Raw genomic sequence first — 15,223 nt, 5'->3', positions numbered from 1 at the left:
ATGTCGCGTACGGCCAGGCGATCCCGCCGGACACGCTTGCGGCAGTCGTCGTAGCAGTTCCAACCAGGCGCGGAAGGGCCGGAACGCGGCCAACCCGCCCTGCGAAGCGGGATACTTGTGTCCTGTGACGACGGGGCGACCGGGGAGGGCGCATCAGTGGTATCTGAGGAAGAGACGGGACGTCGGGGCGTGGACGGCGAACGGGGCGCGCGGCATGCGGTCGTCGTGGGCGGGAGCCTCGCGGGGCTCCTCGCGGCGCACGTCCTCGCCGGGTACGCCGACCGGGTGACCGTCGTCGAGCGTGACCGGTTCCCGGACGGCACGAGGCCGCGGCCCGGGGTGCCGCAGGGCCGGCATCCGCACGTCCTGCTGGAGGGCGGGCAGCTGGCTCTGGAGTCGCTGCTGCCGGGCTTCCTGGCAGAGCTACGGGCGGCGGGAGCACCGTGCGTGGGCATGCCGTCGGACTTGGTGCAGAGTCAGGACGGGCGCTGGTTCCGGCGGCTGCCCGCGACGACGCACATCTACACCGGTTCCCGCGCGCAGCTCGAGGAGCTGGTGCGACGGCGCGTCCTCGCCAATCCGGTGATCAGCGTGGCGGAGGGGACCGATGCCGTGGGGCTCCTCGGGGACGCCTCGCGCGTGCGGGGCGTGCTGCTACGGGACCGCTCCGGCGACGCCCGAGGGGAGCGGCGGAAGCTCGAGGCCGATCTGGTCGTCGATGCCTCCGGCGGCGGTACGAAGGCCCGGCAGTGGCTGACGGCGATGGGGGCCGAGGCCCCTCAGGAGGAGACCATCGACACGGGTCTCGCGTACGCTTCCCGGGTCTACCGAGGCAGGAGCGGCGTCCTCGACGGCGACACCCGCGGCTACTACGTCTACCCCAGTCCCGCCCAGGTCCACGGCGGTGGTGCCCTGCCGCTGGAGGACGGCACCCATCTGGTCATCGTCAGCGGGCTGCGCGGTGAGGAACCGCCCACCGACGACGACGAGTTCGTGTCCTACGCCAAGAAGAGGCTGCCACACCCGCTGCTGCACCAGTGGCTGGACGAGGCGGAACCGCTCTCTCCGGCGTTCGGCTACCGGCGGACCGCGAACATCCGCCGCCGCTACGACCTGCCCGGGCGCCGCCCGGCCGGCTTCCTCGCCACCGGCGACGCCCTGTGCACCTTCAACCCGATCTACGGGCAGGGCATGGCCGTCGCCGCGATGAGCGCGGTCGCCCTGCGCGACGCGCTGGCCGATCCGCGCCGTACTCCCACGACGCGGCGGGTACAGAAGGCGCTCCTCACGGCCTCCCGCCAGGCGTGGGACATCTCCGCAGGAGCGGACCGCAAGATGCCCGGCGCCGTGGGCACTGCCACAACCGCCGGACCGGCGGACCGCGTCGCCGACTGGTACCTGCAGCGCGTCCTGGAGCGCTACCCCGGCGACCCCGTGGTCGGCCCCGCCTTCCGCTCGGTGCTGACCCTCTGCTCCCCCGTCACCACCCTGTTCGCCCCGCCCGTGGTCCGGGCCGTCCTCTTCCGCCCACCCGCCCCAACGCCCACCGAGCCGCCGAAGACACCCGAGGCAGCAGAGGGGCTGAGCGACACTGCAAGCCCCGCCAGTGCTCCGCGATGAACGGCTACGGCCGGGGTCGTCCCACTCGGTTCCGGCGTGGCCGGCGCCGAGGGGCGTCATGAGGCGAACGCGGCCGACACGACACGCGGGACGGACGCGAGGCAAGACGCGAGGGACTGCGAGGACGTAGAACGGCCGGCGGCCCACACGGCGGCGACCGCCCGGTACGCGCCGAGGGCCGCTGAGCCGGTCCCCGTCCTTTCCCCGGAGCCGGGCCCCTCCGAGGGCACCGGCATCACCGCGCTGAACCCCGCCATCGCCACTGGACGGCGTTCCCGGGCGCCGAGCGCACACCACGGCGGCGCCCGGACGGGCACGGGCTCACAGCGAGAGGGCGAGGGCGCCCAGAAGGGACTCTTCTACCCGTGCCCGCGGCGGACGCCGATGGGGTAGGCACAGTAGGGCAGACCCCGCACCGGCTGGTCCTTGAGGAAGCGGGTCACGAGGTCGGCGTACTCGGCGTCGCGCTCCAGGTGGGCCATGTGGTCGGCGTCCCGGATGAGGAGGAAGGCGGAGCGGGCGATGGTGTCGGCGACGGCCTGGTTCTCCTTGGGCGAGCTGGCGCAATCGTGTTCGCCGGTGAACACCAGGGCGCGGACGCCGTCGATGCCGCCGGGCGGGTAGAGGTCGGTGTCGAGCAGGCGCTCATGGCAGGCGGCGTAGCGGAGGGCGGCGAGCTGCGAGGTCCGCAGCAGTTGCCGTTCCAGGAGCCGGGCAACGGCCGCTCCCTGGGCGACCTTGTGACGGGTGGCGCTGTTGACCAGCATGTCGACGACGGTGCGCGCGTACGCTCGACGGACAGGTTCCGCGGAGGGGTGAGCGGGGTCGGCCCCCGTCAGTTCGAGGCCTTGGCGGACCACTGCGGTCAGGCGTGGGCCCACCCGTGGTGTGGCACCGGCGAGCAGGAGCCGTGCCACACGGTCCGGACGCAGCTGGGCCATGCGATAGGCGATGGGGGCGCCGTAGGAGGCACCAAGGACGTTGACGCGGTCCATGCAGAGTTGGTCGACGGCGTACAGCGCCGCTTCGGCCAGGACATCGAAGCCGGCACTGGCGGGCAGTGCGTCGGCGCTTCCGGTGCCCGGCAGGTCCACCAGTACCACTGTGGTGTGGGCGGTGAGGCGACGTTCCAGACGTGGCCAGGAGTACATGTCTTGGAGGGCGCCACCGATCAGGACAAGCGGCTCGGTATCGGAACACCCCCGGTGGCTGAGGACACGGCAGGTGTAGGTCATGCCCTTCATGGACAGGGAGACCAGGCGTTCGTCGGCTTCCGTGGCTTCCACAGCAGGCCCTCCGTGCCTATGGGGTGGGCATGGCTGCGGACTCGGGGGAGCCGGTGGTGATGCGGCGGGCGATGAGGTCGGCGAGTGCGGCGACGCAGGGCACCGCGGACAGTTCGTCCTCGTCGATGACCAGCCCCAGCTCGTCCTCAAGCGCCATGGACAGCACCGTGACGGCCATGGAGTCGATGCCGGCCTGGGCGAGCGACGCCTGCGGGAGGATCGGTCCGCCTGGCAGTCCGGCGCGTGTGGTGAGCAATTCCTTCAGCTGGAGATACACGGTGACGTCCTTGTACAGGGAGGATTCTCCCGCGCGGAACGGGGACTTGGTCGAAAGGCGCCGGGAGCATGGCGGTCACCACTCGGCGCGGAGACCGGTGGGCCATACCAGCGTCGTCGCGGCCCAGGCGAACCCGCTGCCGAAGGCGACCATCAGCACGCGGTCGCCGGGCCGCAGCATTCCCTCGGCGGCGGCGTCCGCCAAGAGCAGGGGGACCGAGGCGGCGGCGGTGTTTCCCACCTTCGCGATATTCGACGGCACCCGCTCGGGCGGGATGCCGAGCGCCTCCGAAACGGCGGCACTGATCCGGGCGTTGGCCTGATGGACGATCAGCCGGTCGACGTCCGCCAGGGCCCAGCCCGCCGCCTCGGCCGCCTGTGTCGCGGCGGCCGCCATGCGGCGTACGGCGTGCCGGAGTACTTCGTTCCCACGCATGCGGACGTGGCGTTCGCCCTGCGAGGCGGAGTGCCGGCTGCCGCGGTTCCGCGAGCCGCCGACCGGGATCACGATGGCGTCGGCGTGCTCGCCGTCGCTGCCCCAGACCACCTCGCCCAGGCAACCGGCCTGGCCCCGGCGGCCCGCCTCCAGAACGGCGGCGCCCGCGCCGTCTCCGAAGATCGGGGCGGTCGAGCGGTCCATGGGGTCGACGATGCCCGACATCGTCTCCGCGCCGATGACGAGCACCCGTCCCGCGGTGCCGGAGCGGATCAGCCCTGCTGCCACCGTCGCGGCGTACAGGAACCCGGAGCAGCCCGCGGCGATGTCGAACGCCGCGGCGCCACCGAGCCCCAGCCGAGAGGCCACCTCGGGAGCGGTGGCCGGACACGGGTGGTCGGGCGTCGTGGTGGCCAGGATGACCGCGTCCGCCGTCGTCACCCCGGCGGACCGCAGGGCGCGGGCGCCGGCCTCGACGGCGAGGTCCCCGGTGGCTGTCTTGAGGTCCGCACGGCGCCGTACAGAGATGCCGATCCGCTCGCGGATCCAGGCGTCCGAGGTGTCCACATGGGCGCAGATGTCGTCGTTGGTCACCTCGCGGGGCGGCAGCCAGGCACCGAGGCCTGTCAGCACCGCAGTCACAGCCGACGCCGGGGCCTTCGCGTTCTCCCCCGACGGGCACACCTGGGACACCTCCAGCTGACGCATGGGGCAAATATAGACATTCGGGGATGGAAAATGTCAGGCCGACAGGCCGCACGGGGCCAAGTCCTCCCCCACACCGTGACCACGCGGGCCAGCACGCGGCGCAGGGCGTCCCGGCCGTCGGCACCGCGGTCGGGTGAGGTGTGCGACACGCCACGGGACGTACGGGGAACCTGCGTTCCGAGCGGAGCCACCGGCGTGCCGCGTCCCGGCCCCGGGGGCGACGGCGACCGCCGTGCCCGTTCCGCCGGCGGCCGGGCCGGACGCGAGTCGGGACGACGGCGGGCGAAGCGGCGCATCACCGGCCGTTCGACCTGGCGCCGGCCGGCGTACTGTCCCGCGGTCGGCCGCAGGCCGGCTTCAGCACCGGCATGCCGCACGCCGAGGTGCTCGGCGCCCTGGTGCACGACGGCGCCCGGCGCGGTTGCGACCTGTCGTACGGCAGGACCGCCCGCCTCGTAGGCAACCTGCGCGGAGGCAGCCTGCGTTCGGTCCGCGTGGCCGCCGAGAACAGGCTGCATCTGCTCACCGATTAACCGGCGTGCCCTGGGCGACACCAGGCCGGGCGCACGGGTGGCGCCGGGGCAGGTGATCGCGCCGTTCCACAGCGCCGACGCCGCCGCCCCGGCCCGCTACCGGGACTACGCGACGAGCCGCCACGAGCGCACCGTACGCGTTCCGCCGGTGAGCGCGGTTCCGGAACGGGCCGCATGGCCCGGTATGTCAACTGCCCTTACCACTTCGCGTAATGGCAGTTAACACTCTGGTTGTTGTTTCGACGAGCCGATAGGCTCGTCGGGATCACCAGCCGACCCTCGCCCAGGCCCTTGGAGCAACTCGGTGGCAGCAGATGCCTACGCCCAACTGGCGGACACTCTTGAGCGCCTCGCTGACGTGGCCGCGCCGAAGAGGCCGGTGGACGTCCTGGACATCGAAGGCCTGTCCCAGCGCACGGGTATCCCGACCGAGAACGTTGTCGTGCTCCTGGAGGGCGGCAGGACCGAGGAGACCTCGGTCAACGACCGCGTGCGTCAGCGGTTGTCCTTCCTGCGGGAGACGCGACGCCGGCCGGACGGAAGGCGCTACACCCTGGAGGAACTGGGCAGGATCACCGGCGGGGTGACGCGTCAGACGATGCAGAAGTGGCGGGACAGCGGTGTGCCCAGCCTCGCGGCGGCGGACCAGCTGCGACGGTTCTTCAACCTGTCGGCAGGCTTCCTGACCGCCGACGAGCCGGAAGCGTTGAACGAGGCGCTCCAGCCCCGCTTGCGCGAGCTGGAGGCGCGGCGTGATCCGTTTGCGCAACTGCCGCCCGAGCTGCGCCGACTGGCGTTGCACTCGCCGGACATCGCCGCGAAGACCATCAGTTTCATGGCGGCGTGGGCCATGGAGATCAGCAGACAGGCCGCGACGAACGCAGGCCCTGGGACAGAGGTCCCACAGGCGCCGGTGGGGAACGTCTGAGTCATCAACCTGACGCCCTGAGAAGAATCCGAGCGCCCATCATGTCGAGCGTCACTTTTCAGCCAGTCGATAGCACTGCTGGAATCGGCTTATGACCGCCAGGCCGTACTTGGTGCAGCTGCCGGCTCGTCCGCAGTTCCTCCCGACGGCAGACATCCATGAGGCCCACGGGAGGAAGAATGCGCACTGACGGAGAGCGGCACCGGCTGGTGAACACCCTGGTCGGGAAGGCGCGGACGAACAGGGAGATGCGCCGGCTGGCGAGCGTGCTGATCGACCCCATCCGTGTTCCGGTCCCGGCCGATCCCAACGAGCTGCTGGACGCCCTCATCACGTCCGTCAACCAGTGGCGCGGCCGCCGGGTCCACGTGCACCAGAGGGGCTTTCCCCCGATGCTGCGCGCGACGGGCATGTGGATGGAACGGGCCGACCAGGACGGCACCATCGCCGACCACGTCATCATCGAGAAGCACGCCGCCGCCTGGCACAAGCTCGTCATTTTCGGTCACGAAGTGTGGCACATGCACAAGGACGAGGCGATCGACCCCTCCGCCCTGGCCGCCGCGGCCCGCACCGACTTCGTCGAGGCCGCGGAGAAGGAAGCTGAAACCTTCGGTCTGCTGATAGCCCAGCGGCTGCGGCCGTGGCTGCAGGCGGCACCGGACTCCGTGTACGCGGCCAGGGGCGGCGCCGACAATCTGGCCGGCCGCATCGGCGCCGCGTTGAACTACCGGGGGACCAGGACATGACCGGCCTGATCAACTATGTGAGCTGCGGTGTGCTGTGGCTCGGGCTCGCCCTGAAGCTCCGAGACCTTCTCGGCCACAGGAGCGACCCCTTCCTGCGCGCCATCACCTCGCTCCTGGCCCTGGCCAGTCTGTGTTTCCTCCTCGGCTCCCCGCCCACCGTGGGGGCCGTCAACCGCGTCAGCGGGATCCCGAACCTCGCCGCTCCGCTGACCTACATGGTCATCACAGCCTACGGAGCGTCCTCCCTGGTGCTCGTGGTCTACTGGCGGGACGGCACGCGCGGGCGACAGACCGCCCGCCGCTGGATCATCAGCTACGCCGTCATCGTCGCCGCGATCGGCGCGCTGTTCGCCGTCGGCACCGCCCCCGTGGAACGGCGGACCGACTTCGACACCTACTACGCGCGCACCCCGTACATCGGCGCGATGATCGTGCTGTACCTGGTGGCCCACCTCGTCGCCGTCTCCATCACCTGCCTGTGGTCCCTGCGCTGGGCCATGGGCCGCACCGTCCACGGATGGGTGCGCGCGAGCCTGTTCACGCTCGCCATCGGCACACTGGTCGCCGCCGGCTTCAGCTTCACCAAGCTCGTGGCGGTGGCAGCGCTGTGGAGCGGCCGCGATCTGAACTTCCTCTCCACCCGACTGTCTCCCGCCTTCGCCGGTCTCGGCGCCTTCCTGACGGTCACGGGTGTCCTGCTCCCCTTCCTCGGACACCATCTGACGTGCTGGCTCCACGAGTTGCGTGTCTACCGGCAGCTCGCGCCGCTGGAGCGGCAGTTGAAGGGTTTCCTCAAGCGCCGGGCGCTGCGGCTGCGCCGGCCACTCGCCCCGACGCTGTGGGTGACGTGGCGGCAGACCAGCATCCGCAACGGGCTCGCCGCGCTTCAGGACTACTTCAACCGCGACGTGTACGAGCAGACCCTTCAACGCGAGCTGGACGGCGCGCGGGACCGTGTGCAGGCGGAGACCGCCGCTCTGGCCACGACCATCGTGGCGGCCGCCCGAAGCGAGCGTGCCGGAGGTCCGGCCGCCGGATGGAGCGGCCGGCCCCGTCTCCTGGAGCCTGAGCACATGGAGTTGCGGGCCCTGGTCCGGATCGCTGCCGCCCTGACCGCGTCGGAGCGGGCGGTGCCGAGCCGGACACCTGACGACTCCTCCGCGAAGAGCACCGCGTGATTCCGTCCCCCGGCACTATGTCCCTCCCCACCCCCAGGCGCGGGTCCGATTGGAGTTTCCGGGCATGAGCATCGTTGTGTACGCTGCGGCGGCCTGTCTCGCGGTCGCCGCCCTGCTGCTCCTCCCCGGGCCCCGGACGGCCCTGCGCAACCCGCTCACGGCGTCGACCTGCATCTCTGCCGCTCTCGGGGCGGTCTGCTTCACCTGCTCCGCTCCCGCGACGCTGTCCAGGGTCAACGAGATGACGGGCATCGCGAACTTCGGTGCTCCGCTGACGTACTCGTTCATCTCCGCGTACAGCGCCTCGGTTCTCGTCCTGCTGATCCACTGGCGCGGCGGCCCGCAGGAACAGATCCGCGTGATGGTCATGAGGATCGTCATCGCCTACGGCATCCTGATCGCCGCCATCATCACGCTGTTCCGCCTGGGCCATGCGCCGGTCGAGCGGCTGCAGGACCTCGACACCTACTACGCCCGCACTCCGTGCATCAGGGAGATGATCGTCCTCTACCTGGTCGGGCACGCGGTGTGTGCCGTGAGCATGATCGTGCTGAGTCTGCGGTGGTCCCGCACCGTCACCGGACTGCTCCGGACCGGCCTGCGGCTGATCATGATGGGGCTGACGCTCGACGCCCTCGGCTTCGTACTCGCGAAGATCGTCGCCGTCGCGGCACGCTGGAGCGGACACGATCTCGACTGGCTCTCCACCGCCGTGGCCCCGCCGGCCGTCTCCCTCGGCGCCCTGATCACCAGTGCCGGCTTCGTCATCCCGCGGCTCCTTCCGGCAGCGCGTGACCAGTGGCAGAGCATGAGGGACTACCGGGCGCTGGCCCCCCTGTGGCAGCAGGTGAAGGGCGTGTCGACGGTGCCCAAGCCCTCTCCGTCACGGTGGCAGTTCCCCAAGGACCGGCTGCAGGTACTCGAACTCGCCATCCACGACGCCCTGTTGCAACTGGCCCCCGGATTCAACCAGGACCTGGGCAGGGCCGTCTACGTCCACGCCCTCGACCACGGCAGCTCCCGCAGCGACGCACTCGCCGTCTCCGAAGCCGCCATGGTCGTGGACGCCGCCGAGGCAGGCTCCGCCGACCCCTCGGCGCCCCCGAAAGACACAGCAGTCGAGGCCGACCGTTACCGCCTCCTCGCCACCACCGCCTCCGGCACGAGGGAACTCGTACAGCTCGCCCGGGCACTGGGGAAACTGCGGACCGTCCAAGAGCCCAGGCCTCGCACAAGGGTGCGGTGATGGCCTCCACATCTGACACAAGGAGTCCCATGTCGCGTACTGCTGTGGTCATCGGCGCGGGAGCCGCCGGCATTCTGGCTGCGGCCGCCCTCTCGCCCGTGGCCGGCAAGGTCGTCGTACTGGAGCGCGACACCCTCCCGGACGGCCCCGAGAACCGCAGGGGCGTGCCCCAGGGCCGGCACGCGCACCTCATGATGGCCGGCGGCCTCGACGCCATGGACACGCTGCTCCCCCGCACGGACATGCGCAAACACCTCCTTTCCTCGGGCGCCCACGAGATATCCCTCTGTCGTGACATGGTCGTCCTCTCCCCAAGTGGATGGTTTCGCCGGTGGCGCCACGAGGATCCCCTCATCGTCACGTGCAGCCGGGCCCTGCTGGACTGGGCGATACGCACGGCGGTGCTGAAGACGCTCGACAACATCGAGATCCGCCGGGCCAAGGTCGTCGGCCTCCTCGGCGATTCCGGGCGCGTCCGTGGCGTGCGCATCGCCACCGCCGCACCGGACGCCGCGTTCGACGCCGACTTCACCGCGAAGTACGGGCTCCGGCCCTCGGCCGATGGTGGGGAGGCCGCCCTGGACGCCGATTTCGTGGTGGACGCCAGTGGCCGCGGCTCGCGCATCGTGACCTGGCTCCACGGCCTCGGGATCACGGACGTCCCCGAGCGGACCCTGGACTCCGGGCTGGTCAACTCCACCCGCCTGTACCGCATCCCGGAGGGCGCCGAGAAGTGGCCCCTCACCCTGATCCAGCCCAACCCCTTCACCGGGGAGCCGGCCCGCAGCGGCATGATCGTGCCCATCGAGGGCAACCGGTGGATGGTCAGCCTCGGCGGCTCCCGGGGCGGCGAGCCGCCCAAGGACCCGGAGGAGTTCCTGCGGTACGCGCTCGATCTGCCGCACCCGATCGTGGGCCGGCTCATCGCCGGCGCGGAGCCGCTCACGCAGGTGTTCACCAGCCACAGCACCAGCAACGCCCGGCGCTACCTGGAGAAGACGGCCCTCTGGCCGGAGAACCTGGTGGTCCTCGGAGACGCGCTCGCCACGTTCAACCCGCTCTACGGCCAGGGCATGTCCGTCGCTGCCCTGGGAGCCCGGGCGTTGGCCGAGACCGTACGGCATCGGTGGGGTTCGCCGGGCCTTGCACGCCGCGTCCAACGCGAGGTCGCCAAGTCGGTGGACGCCGCCTGGACGCTCGCCGTCAGCTCCGACGTCCTGTATCCCCACGTGATCGGCGGCGAGCCCACCGCCACGGACCGTCTGGCCGCCCAGTACACGCGCCGGCTGACCCGGGCCGCGACCGGCTCGTACTCCGCCGCGTCAGCGCTGTTCGACGTGACGAGCATGCGGAGCAGCGCGCTGCGGCTGATGCGGCCCGCTCCGCTGCTCGCCGCGCTCACCGGGCCCGCGTTGCCCTCGCTCTCCGGTCCCCCGCTCACGCCGGCCGAGCACAGGACCCTGCGCGGTCTCGAACGCGCCGGACAGATCAGCCAGGAGCCGCAGCCCCTGGCGTACTGAGCCCGCCATTCCCGCCGACCTGTTCGTGGCACCGCCGGGGCTTTCCGCAAGGGTCCCGGTACCCCACGCGCGGCCGGACAGCGAGTCGGCGAAGGTGAGGCACGCGGCAGGACCGTGGCGCAAATGATTCTGGCCCGTCACGACCAAGGATGATCGAATCGGTGCTCGATTCACTCAGTGATGGGGGCTCCCGTGACCGTGCTCACCTATGCCGACCTGTATCAACGGATGGCTGCGGACATCGATGCCGAGCGGGAATCCGTGCTCGACCTGCTCGGCCCGACCCCTTCCGTGCGCACCGCCGTCGCCCAGCTCCTCCGGCAGCGCACCTTCAGGTATCCCCTGTCCGTGCTGCCCCTGCTCGTTCACGCCGTCGAAACCGGCGAACCCGCGCCGGCACTGCCGCTGACCGTCGTTCACGACCTGTGGTGGGCATCCGCCTGCTCCCTGGACGACTTGGCCGACTCCCCGGCCGAGCAGGAGACCGCCGCTCCCGAGGTCAGCCAGACGCTGCTCGCCGTGGTCACAGCAGGAACGCCTCTTCCGCTGCTCATCGTTCAGACGCTGCGCGTTCCCGAGCCGGTCCGCACGAGCCTCGCCACCGAGGTGGCCCGATGCTGGGTCGATGCCGTGGAAGGGCAGCTGAAAGACCTCGAAGGAGAGGCGGCGGCAGCCACACGGTCGTCGGTGCGACAGACCTACCGAGGCAAGTCCGGTGCCCCCTTCGCCATGATCACGGCCATGGCCGCCCAGCTGGCCGGTGTGGCGGAGCCGCGCGTGGAAGGCTGGCGTTCCTTCGGCGAGGTATTCGGCCTGATCTGGCAGCTCTTCAACGACCAGGAGGACCTCCTCTCCGGCCGGTTCGAGGACCTTCGCAACGGCACGGTGACCTATCTGCTCGCCTGTTGTGTGGAACAGGCGAGCCCGGACGGGGCAGCACGCCTGATGGAGCTGCACTCCGCCGCGAGGAGCTCCGCATCCGCCCGGGCAGCGCTGGCCCGGGAGTTGCTCTCGCCCTCTGTGCTCGCCGCCTACACACAGGACTGCGAGGATCTCCAGCACCGAGCGCACCGGATCCTGGACGAGCTCGGCGGCACCGAGAAGTACCTCGCCCTCCTGCGGGACCTGGTCGACCAGGCATCCTGCGTGCTCCTCCGCGCAGGGGCCGCCGCGTAGCGGCCTGTCCGCCGCGGTGGACCAGGCGAGGCGGCTCGGGCGAGTGCGCATTCCGCATTCCCCGGCCGTCGTGTGCCTCGGGCAGCGGCGCGCAAGGACCCCCATGACAGGCGCCCATCTCACGGCACGTCGAACTGACGGACACCGGCGCGGAGTTCTTGGTGCACGTCGAGCGGGTCCTCGCGACCCTGGACCAGGCCCTCGCCGTCGCGGGTCGGCGCGTCACGCTGCCCCTCGGCTTCAGCTGGCTGCTGCCGGATCCCTGGACGCAGCGCACCGTCAGCCGCTTCGAGGAGCGCACGAAGGCGACGGTCACCCTGACCCGGACCGACGATCCCCTTCAGGCGTTGCGCCAGCGGACTCTCGACGGGTGGCGGAGTGCGGGTTGGCGGCCGTGCCCTCGGTACTCAGCAGCACGACCACCGAGGACGGCCCGAGTCCCAAACTCCTTCGGCGTTCCTCGGCTCCGACGCCGGTGAGCGCCGCGCGCAGACCGGCGAGCGACGCGGCCCCGCAGGGCCCGGATGAGATGCCGGCGGCGGCCAGGTCCCCGGCCGCGCGGGTGCTGTCGGCGTCCGAGACGGCGACCGCGGCATCCAGCCCGCCGCGCAGGTACGGCCAGGCGATGCTGGACGGGGTGCCGCAGTTGAGTCCCGACATGGTGGTGTGCCCGGTGGTGACACTGACGGGTTCGCCGAGGGCCAGGCTGTGCAGGACGCAGGCCGCGGCCTCAGGCTCCACCGACAGCAGCGCCGGGGCATGCCCGGAGGGGCGGCTGCGGTAGTGGGTGACCACCGCCTGGGCCAACGACCCCACACCCACGGGTATGGAGACGAGATCCGGGCCTTCGCCGACCGCTTCGGCCGACAACTGCTCGTCTATCTCGGCGCAGAGGGTGGAGTAACCCTCCACGATCCACCCCGGGATCCGCTCATAGCCCGGCCAGGCGGTGTCCTGCACCAAGACGGAGTCCGGCGCGGCAGCCGCCTCGGCAGCCAGGCGCACGGCCTCGTCGTACGGCCCTGGGACCTCCGTGACCTCGGCCTGCTCGGCGACGATGGCCGCCACGGCCCGAGGATGCACGCCCTGCGGGACGAAGACGTGGGCGGCCTGGCCGAGCCGATGTGCCATGCGGGCGACCGCGCGGCCGTGGTTGCCGTCGGTAGCGGTCACCAGGGTGACCCGGCCCTGCCCGGCGCCGTTGGCGGCCCGCTCGGCAAGGGTGCGGTGGACCGCCCAGGAGGCGCCGAGCGCCTTGAACGCGGGCAGCCCGAGACGGCGCGACTCGTCCTTGACGAAAACCCGGCCGACTCCCCACTCCCCTGCCAGGGACGGGAGTTCGGTCATCGGCGTGGGCGCGTAGTCGGGCAGGGAGGCGTGGAAGTCCCGCACCCCGGCGGGCGCGGGCGCACATCGCCAGGCACGGGCGTCGGCGGGTGCGAACCACGGGGGTGTACGGAAGGAGGGGAAGTTGTCAGACACACGATCAGGGTGCGACCTCCTCCTACAATCGGTCCAGCGAATGTTTTCGACGGATATCCATCAGGGAAACCGATCATCGAAGGCAGCTCTGCGAGGACGAGAAGAGCGGAACCGGCCATGTTCGATCTGCACCGGCTGCGACTGCTGCGCGAGCTGCAGCACCGCGGCACCCTGGCTGCCGTCGCCGCCGCCCTCTCCTACGCCCCCTCCTCCGTCTCCCAGCAGCTCTCCCAGTTGGAAGCCGACGTAGGCGTCCCCTGGCGATACGCAGGGTGCCGGTCAGGGCGGTCAGAGAGGCGGCGATGTCCGCCTCCGCGACGCGGCCTTCCTGCCGGGCCTCGTCCGGAGCGGACAGCCCCCGGCCGTGACCCTGCGGCAACTCCCCCGCGGCCAGCGCAAGCGCCGCATCGTCACCGTCGTGCGCCAAGGCCGCAGCCGGCACCCCGCGGTCCTCGCCTGCCGCGACGCCCTTCACCGGGCGGCCGCCCTCCGCTCCCGTCCGGCATAGGCGAACCTCGACCATACCCGCGCCGAACTCAAGGTCATCCTGTCCGAACTCTACCGCCGGTTCCCCGAGTTGAGGAGCGCCGTACCACCCGGTGGAGATCGTCTGCCCCAAGGCACGGCATCAGCCCCATGTACGTGTCGGCGGCCCCCGTTCCAGCGGTCACACCGCGGGCCGCGGCGCGCCCATTCTGTGCTGATCACGCGACCACTCGACCGAACCGCCGCCGCGCCGCGGATGCGAAGGATTCTCACCTTTGGCAGGATTGCCCGGTGCAACCGCTGCCGGTTCCCTGCCCCGCCCACCTCATCCCGGACGCCACCGGCACGGACGCCTTCCATGACGTCTACCGCAATGCCATGGCGCACCACGCCGTATTCGTCGCCATCGAATCCGAAAAGCGCCGACGGTGGACCGTGAAGGCGGACATCCTCACCGCCGGCCCCGGCCACACGGTCACCGACACCGTCAACGAGGCGATCCGGGCCGTGATCACCCGCCTGGTCCACACCCACGAGGCCGATCTGGACGCCTACACGGGACCGATCTGCTTCATGATGCACGGCGTGTACAGCGAGGAACGAGCCCGCGAACTCGCCGCCGCGCTCCACGCCGCCCTCTACGGAGACCTCGAGCCCCTGGTCCGCGCCGCCCCTCCGGCACCCTGATGCGCAGCGCCTGCCGACAGTCCGGGCAGCGCCTGACTCGATGTGCGGCCCAGTGGCCCTGGGCGGAGCGGCCATGGCGCGCGCTGCGGCTGCGCGTCGAGGCCGCCCCGTCAAACGGGGCCAGGCGGTGCGACGGCCGATTCCTCCTCGTAGGCTGCGGCCATGACCGAGAACCTGACCCCGACGCCCCGCGACTCCTTCGAGCTGCTGCTGGCCGGTAACCAGCGCTTCGTCGCGGGCTCACCTGAGCACCCGAATCAGGACGCCACCCGCCGCGCCGAGATCGCACCGTCCCAGCAGCCCTTCGCCGTGCTGTTCGGGTGCTCCGACTCCCGGCTGGCCGCCGAGATCATCTTCGACCGCGGCCTGGGCGACCTGTTCGTGGTGCGCACCGCGGGCCACGTCATGGGCCCGGAGGTGCTGGGCAGCATCGAGTACGGCGTCGACGTGCTGGGCTGCCCGCTGGTCGTGGTCCTCGGCCACGACTCGTGCGGCGCGGTCGGCGCGGCGTGCGCCGCCCTGGAGGACGGCATGACACCGGCCGGATACGTCCGGGACGTCGTGGAGCGGGTGACCCCCAGCGTGCTGGCAGCGCGGGCCGCCGGGCAGGTCGAGCCGGGTGAGATCCTCGCCGAGCACATAAGGCACACCGTGGACCTGTTGCTGGACCGCTCCCGGGTCCTGGCCGAGAAGGTCGCCGCCGGTCAGGCCGCCGTGGTGGGCCTGTGCTACCGCCTGGCCGACGGCAGTGCACAGCTCGTCGCGGCCCGCGGCCTCGACGCGGCGGTACCCGCGGCATCCTGACCCCACCGGTCGTGGCTGCTCAGCGTGGTGTGCCGCGGCCGCAGGACAGACGGGGAACAGCCGTCACCGACGACTGGCAGCACGCGCCGCGCCCGCTTTCACGGACCG

Annotated in this window: 14 protein-coding genes and 1 pseudogene; 11 read left to right on the top strand and 4 right to left on the bottom strand. The window is 71.3% G+C overall.

What is annotated here, in order from left to right:
* Window positions 1-225 precede the first annotated feature (225 nt).
* Window positions 226-1,620, top strand: coding sequence for an FAD-dependent oxidoreductase (locus tag ACZ60X_RS10025; RefSeq protein WP_469596000.1), 1,395 nt, complete (start codon window positions 226-228; stop codon window positions 1,618-1,620).
* 359 nt (window positions 1,621-1,979) lie between these two features.
* Here the strand turns inward: ACZ60X_RS10025 and ACZ60X_RS10020 are convergent, their stop codons facing one another.
* The 3 genes from ACZ60X_RS10020 to ACZ60X_RS10010 all read right to left on the bottom strand — a co-directional run bounded on the left by ACZ60X_RS10020 (window position 1,980) and on the right by ACZ60X_RS10010 (window position 4,326).
* A complete protein-coding gene (locus ACZ60X_RS10020) occupies window positions 1,980-2,906 on the bottom strand; it encodes an alpha/beta fold hydrolase (protein WP_469595696.1) in 927 nt (308 codons plus the stop codon).
* Between the two features lie 16 nt (window positions 2,907-2,922).
* Window positions 2,923-3,183, bottom strand: coding sequence for an acyl carrier protein (locus ACZ60X_RS10015; RefSeq protein ID WP_469595692.1), 261 nt, complete (start codon window positions 3,181-3,183; stop codon window positions 2,923-2,925).
* A gap of 75 nt (window positions 3,184-3,258) precedes the next feature.
* Complete coding sequence (locus tag ACZ60X_RS10010) at window positions 3,259-4,326, bottom strand: beta-ketoacyl-ACP synthase III (RefSeq protein ID WP_469595690.1); 1,068 nt, start codon at window positions 4,324-4,326, stop codon at window positions 3,259-3,261.
* A 368-nt stretch (window positions 4,327-4,694) separates the two neighbouring features.
* On the opposite strand from ACZ60X_RS10010, the gene ACZ60X_RS10005 reads away from it, so the two are divergent.
* The 7 genes from ACZ60X_RS10005 (at window position 4,695) to ACZ60X_RS09975 (ending at window position 11,656) form a co-directional block, all read left to right on the top strand.
* Window positions 4,695-4,859, top strand: coding sequence for a hypothetical protein (locus ACZ60X_RS10005; protein ID WP_469595688.1), 165 nt, complete (start codon window positions 4,695-4,697; stop codon window positions 4,857-4,859).
* Between the two features lie 379 nt (window positions 4,860-5,238).
* Complete coding sequence (locus tag ACZ60X_RS10000) at window positions 5,239-5,787, top strand: XRE family transcriptional regulator (protein ID WP_469595685.1); 549 nt, start codon at window positions 5,239-5,241, stop codon at window positions 5,785-5,787.
* 179 nt (window positions 5,788-5,966) lie between these two features.
* Window positions 5,967-6,536 carry a toxin gene (locus ACZ60X_RS09995; RefSeq protein ID WP_469595682.1) on the top strand — a complete coding sequence of 190 codons (570 nt, stop codon included), beginning with the start codon at window positions 5,967-5,969 and terminating at the stop codon, window positions 6,534-6,536.
* Window positions 6,533-7,714, top strand: a complete 1,182-nt coding sequence (locus ACZ60X_RS09990) for an MAB_1171c family putative transporter (protein ID WP_469595679.1) — start codon at window positions 6,533-6,535, stop codon at window positions 7,712-7,714. The genes ACZ60X_RS09995 and ACZ60X_RS09990 overlap by 4 nt, the downstream gene beginning before the upstream one ends.
* A 64-nt stretch (window positions 7,715-7,778) precedes the next feature.
* Window positions 7,779-8,960, top strand: coding sequence for an MAB_1171c family putative transporter (locus ACZ60X_RS09985; RefSeq protein ID WP_469595675.1), 1,182 nt, complete (start codon window positions 7,779-7,781; stop codon window positions 8,958-8,960).
* A 29-nt stretch (window positions 8,961-8,989) separates the two neighbouring features.
* Window positions 8,990-10,480: an NAD(P)/FAD-dependent oxidoreductase gene (locus ACZ60X_RS09980; RefSeq protein ID WP_469595673.1), complete on the top strand. Its 1,491-nt coding sequence runs from the start codon at window positions 8,990-8,992 to the stop codon at window positions 10,478-10,480.
* A 192-nt stretch (window positions 10,481-10,672) separates the two neighbouring features.
* Window positions 10,673-11,656, top strand: a complete 984-nt coding sequence (locus tag ACZ60X_RS09975) for a polyprenyl synthetase family protein (RefSeq protein ID WP_469595670.1) — start codon at window positions 10,673-10,675, stop codon at window positions 11,654-11,656.
* Between the two features lie 312 nt (window positions 11,657-11,968).
* Here ACZ60X_RS09975 and ACZ60X_RS09970 read toward each other — a convergent pair whose 3' ends face one another.
* Window positions 11,969-13,138 carry a diaminopropionate ammonia-lyase gene (locus ACZ60X_RS09970; RefSeq protein ID WP_469595668.1) on the bottom strand — a complete coding sequence of 390 codons (1,170 nt, stop codon included), beginning with the start codon at window positions 13,136-13,138 and terminating at the stop codon, window positions 11,969-11,971.
* Window positions 13,139-13,255: 117 nt separating this feature from the next.
* Between ACZ60X_RS09970 and ACZ60X_RS09965 the strand changes: the two are divergent.
* The 3 genes and pseudogenes from ACZ60X_RS09965 to ACZ60X_RS09955 all read left to right on the top strand — a co-directional run.
* A pseudogene (locus ACZ60X_RS09965) lies at window positions 13,256-13,336 on the top strand (hypothetical protein); the annotation flags it as partial.
* A 579-nt stretch (window positions 13,337-13,915) separates the two neighbouring features.
* Window positions 13,916-14,311 carry a hypothetical protein gene (locus ACZ60X_RS09960; protein ID WP_469595998.1) on the top strand — a complete coding sequence of 132 codons (396 nt, stop codon included), beginning with the start codon at window positions 13,916-13,918 and terminating at the stop codon, window positions 14,309-14,311.
* Between the two features lie 162 nt (window positions 14,312-14,473).
* Window positions 14,474-15,115 (top strand): carbonic anhydrase, encoded by a 642-nt coding sequence (locus ACZ60X_RS09955; RefSeq protein WP_469595665.1) that lies wholly within the window; start codon window positions 14,474-14,476, stop codon window positions 15,113-15,115.
* Window positions 15,116-15,223 lie beyond the last annotated feature (108 nt).

Source organism: Streptomyces sp. NPDC104106 (assembly GCF_055584345.1).
This window is presented reverse-complemented; position numbering and strand designations above follow the sequence as displayed.

Excerpts from the sequence above, each read along its gene's own strand:
- ACZ60X_RS09985 (WP_469595675.1), top strand. The coding sequence starts at position 7,779 with ATGAGCATCGTTGTGTACGCTGCGGCGGCCTGTCTCGCGGTCGCCGCC.
- ACZ60X_RS10005 (WP_469595688.1), top strand. The coding sequence starts at position 4,695 with ATGCCGCACGCCGAGGTGCTCGGCGCCCTGGTGCACGACGGCGCCCGG.
- ACZ60X_RS10010 (WP_469595690.1), bottom strand. The coding sequence starts at position 4,326 with ATGCGTCAGCTGGAGGTGTCCCAGGTGTGCCCGTCGGGGGAGAACGCG.
- ACZ60X_RS09980 (WP_469595673.1), top strand. The coding sequence starts at position 8,990 with ATGTCGCGTACTGCTGTGGTCATCGGCGCGGGAGCCGCCGGCATTCTG.
- ACZ60X_RS09995 (WP_469595682.1), top strand. The coding sequence starts at position 5,967 with ATGCGCACTGACGGAGAGCGGCACCGGCTGGTGAACACCCTGGTCGGG.
- ACZ60X_RS09955 (WP_469595665.1), top strand. The coding sequence starts at position 14,474 with ATGACCGAGAACCTGACCCCGACGCCCCGCGACTCCTTCGAGCTGCTG.
- ACZ60X_RS09990 (WP_469595679.1), top strand. The coding sequence starts at position 6,533 with ATGACCGGCCTGATCAACTATGTGAGCTGCGGTGTGCTGTGGCTCGGG.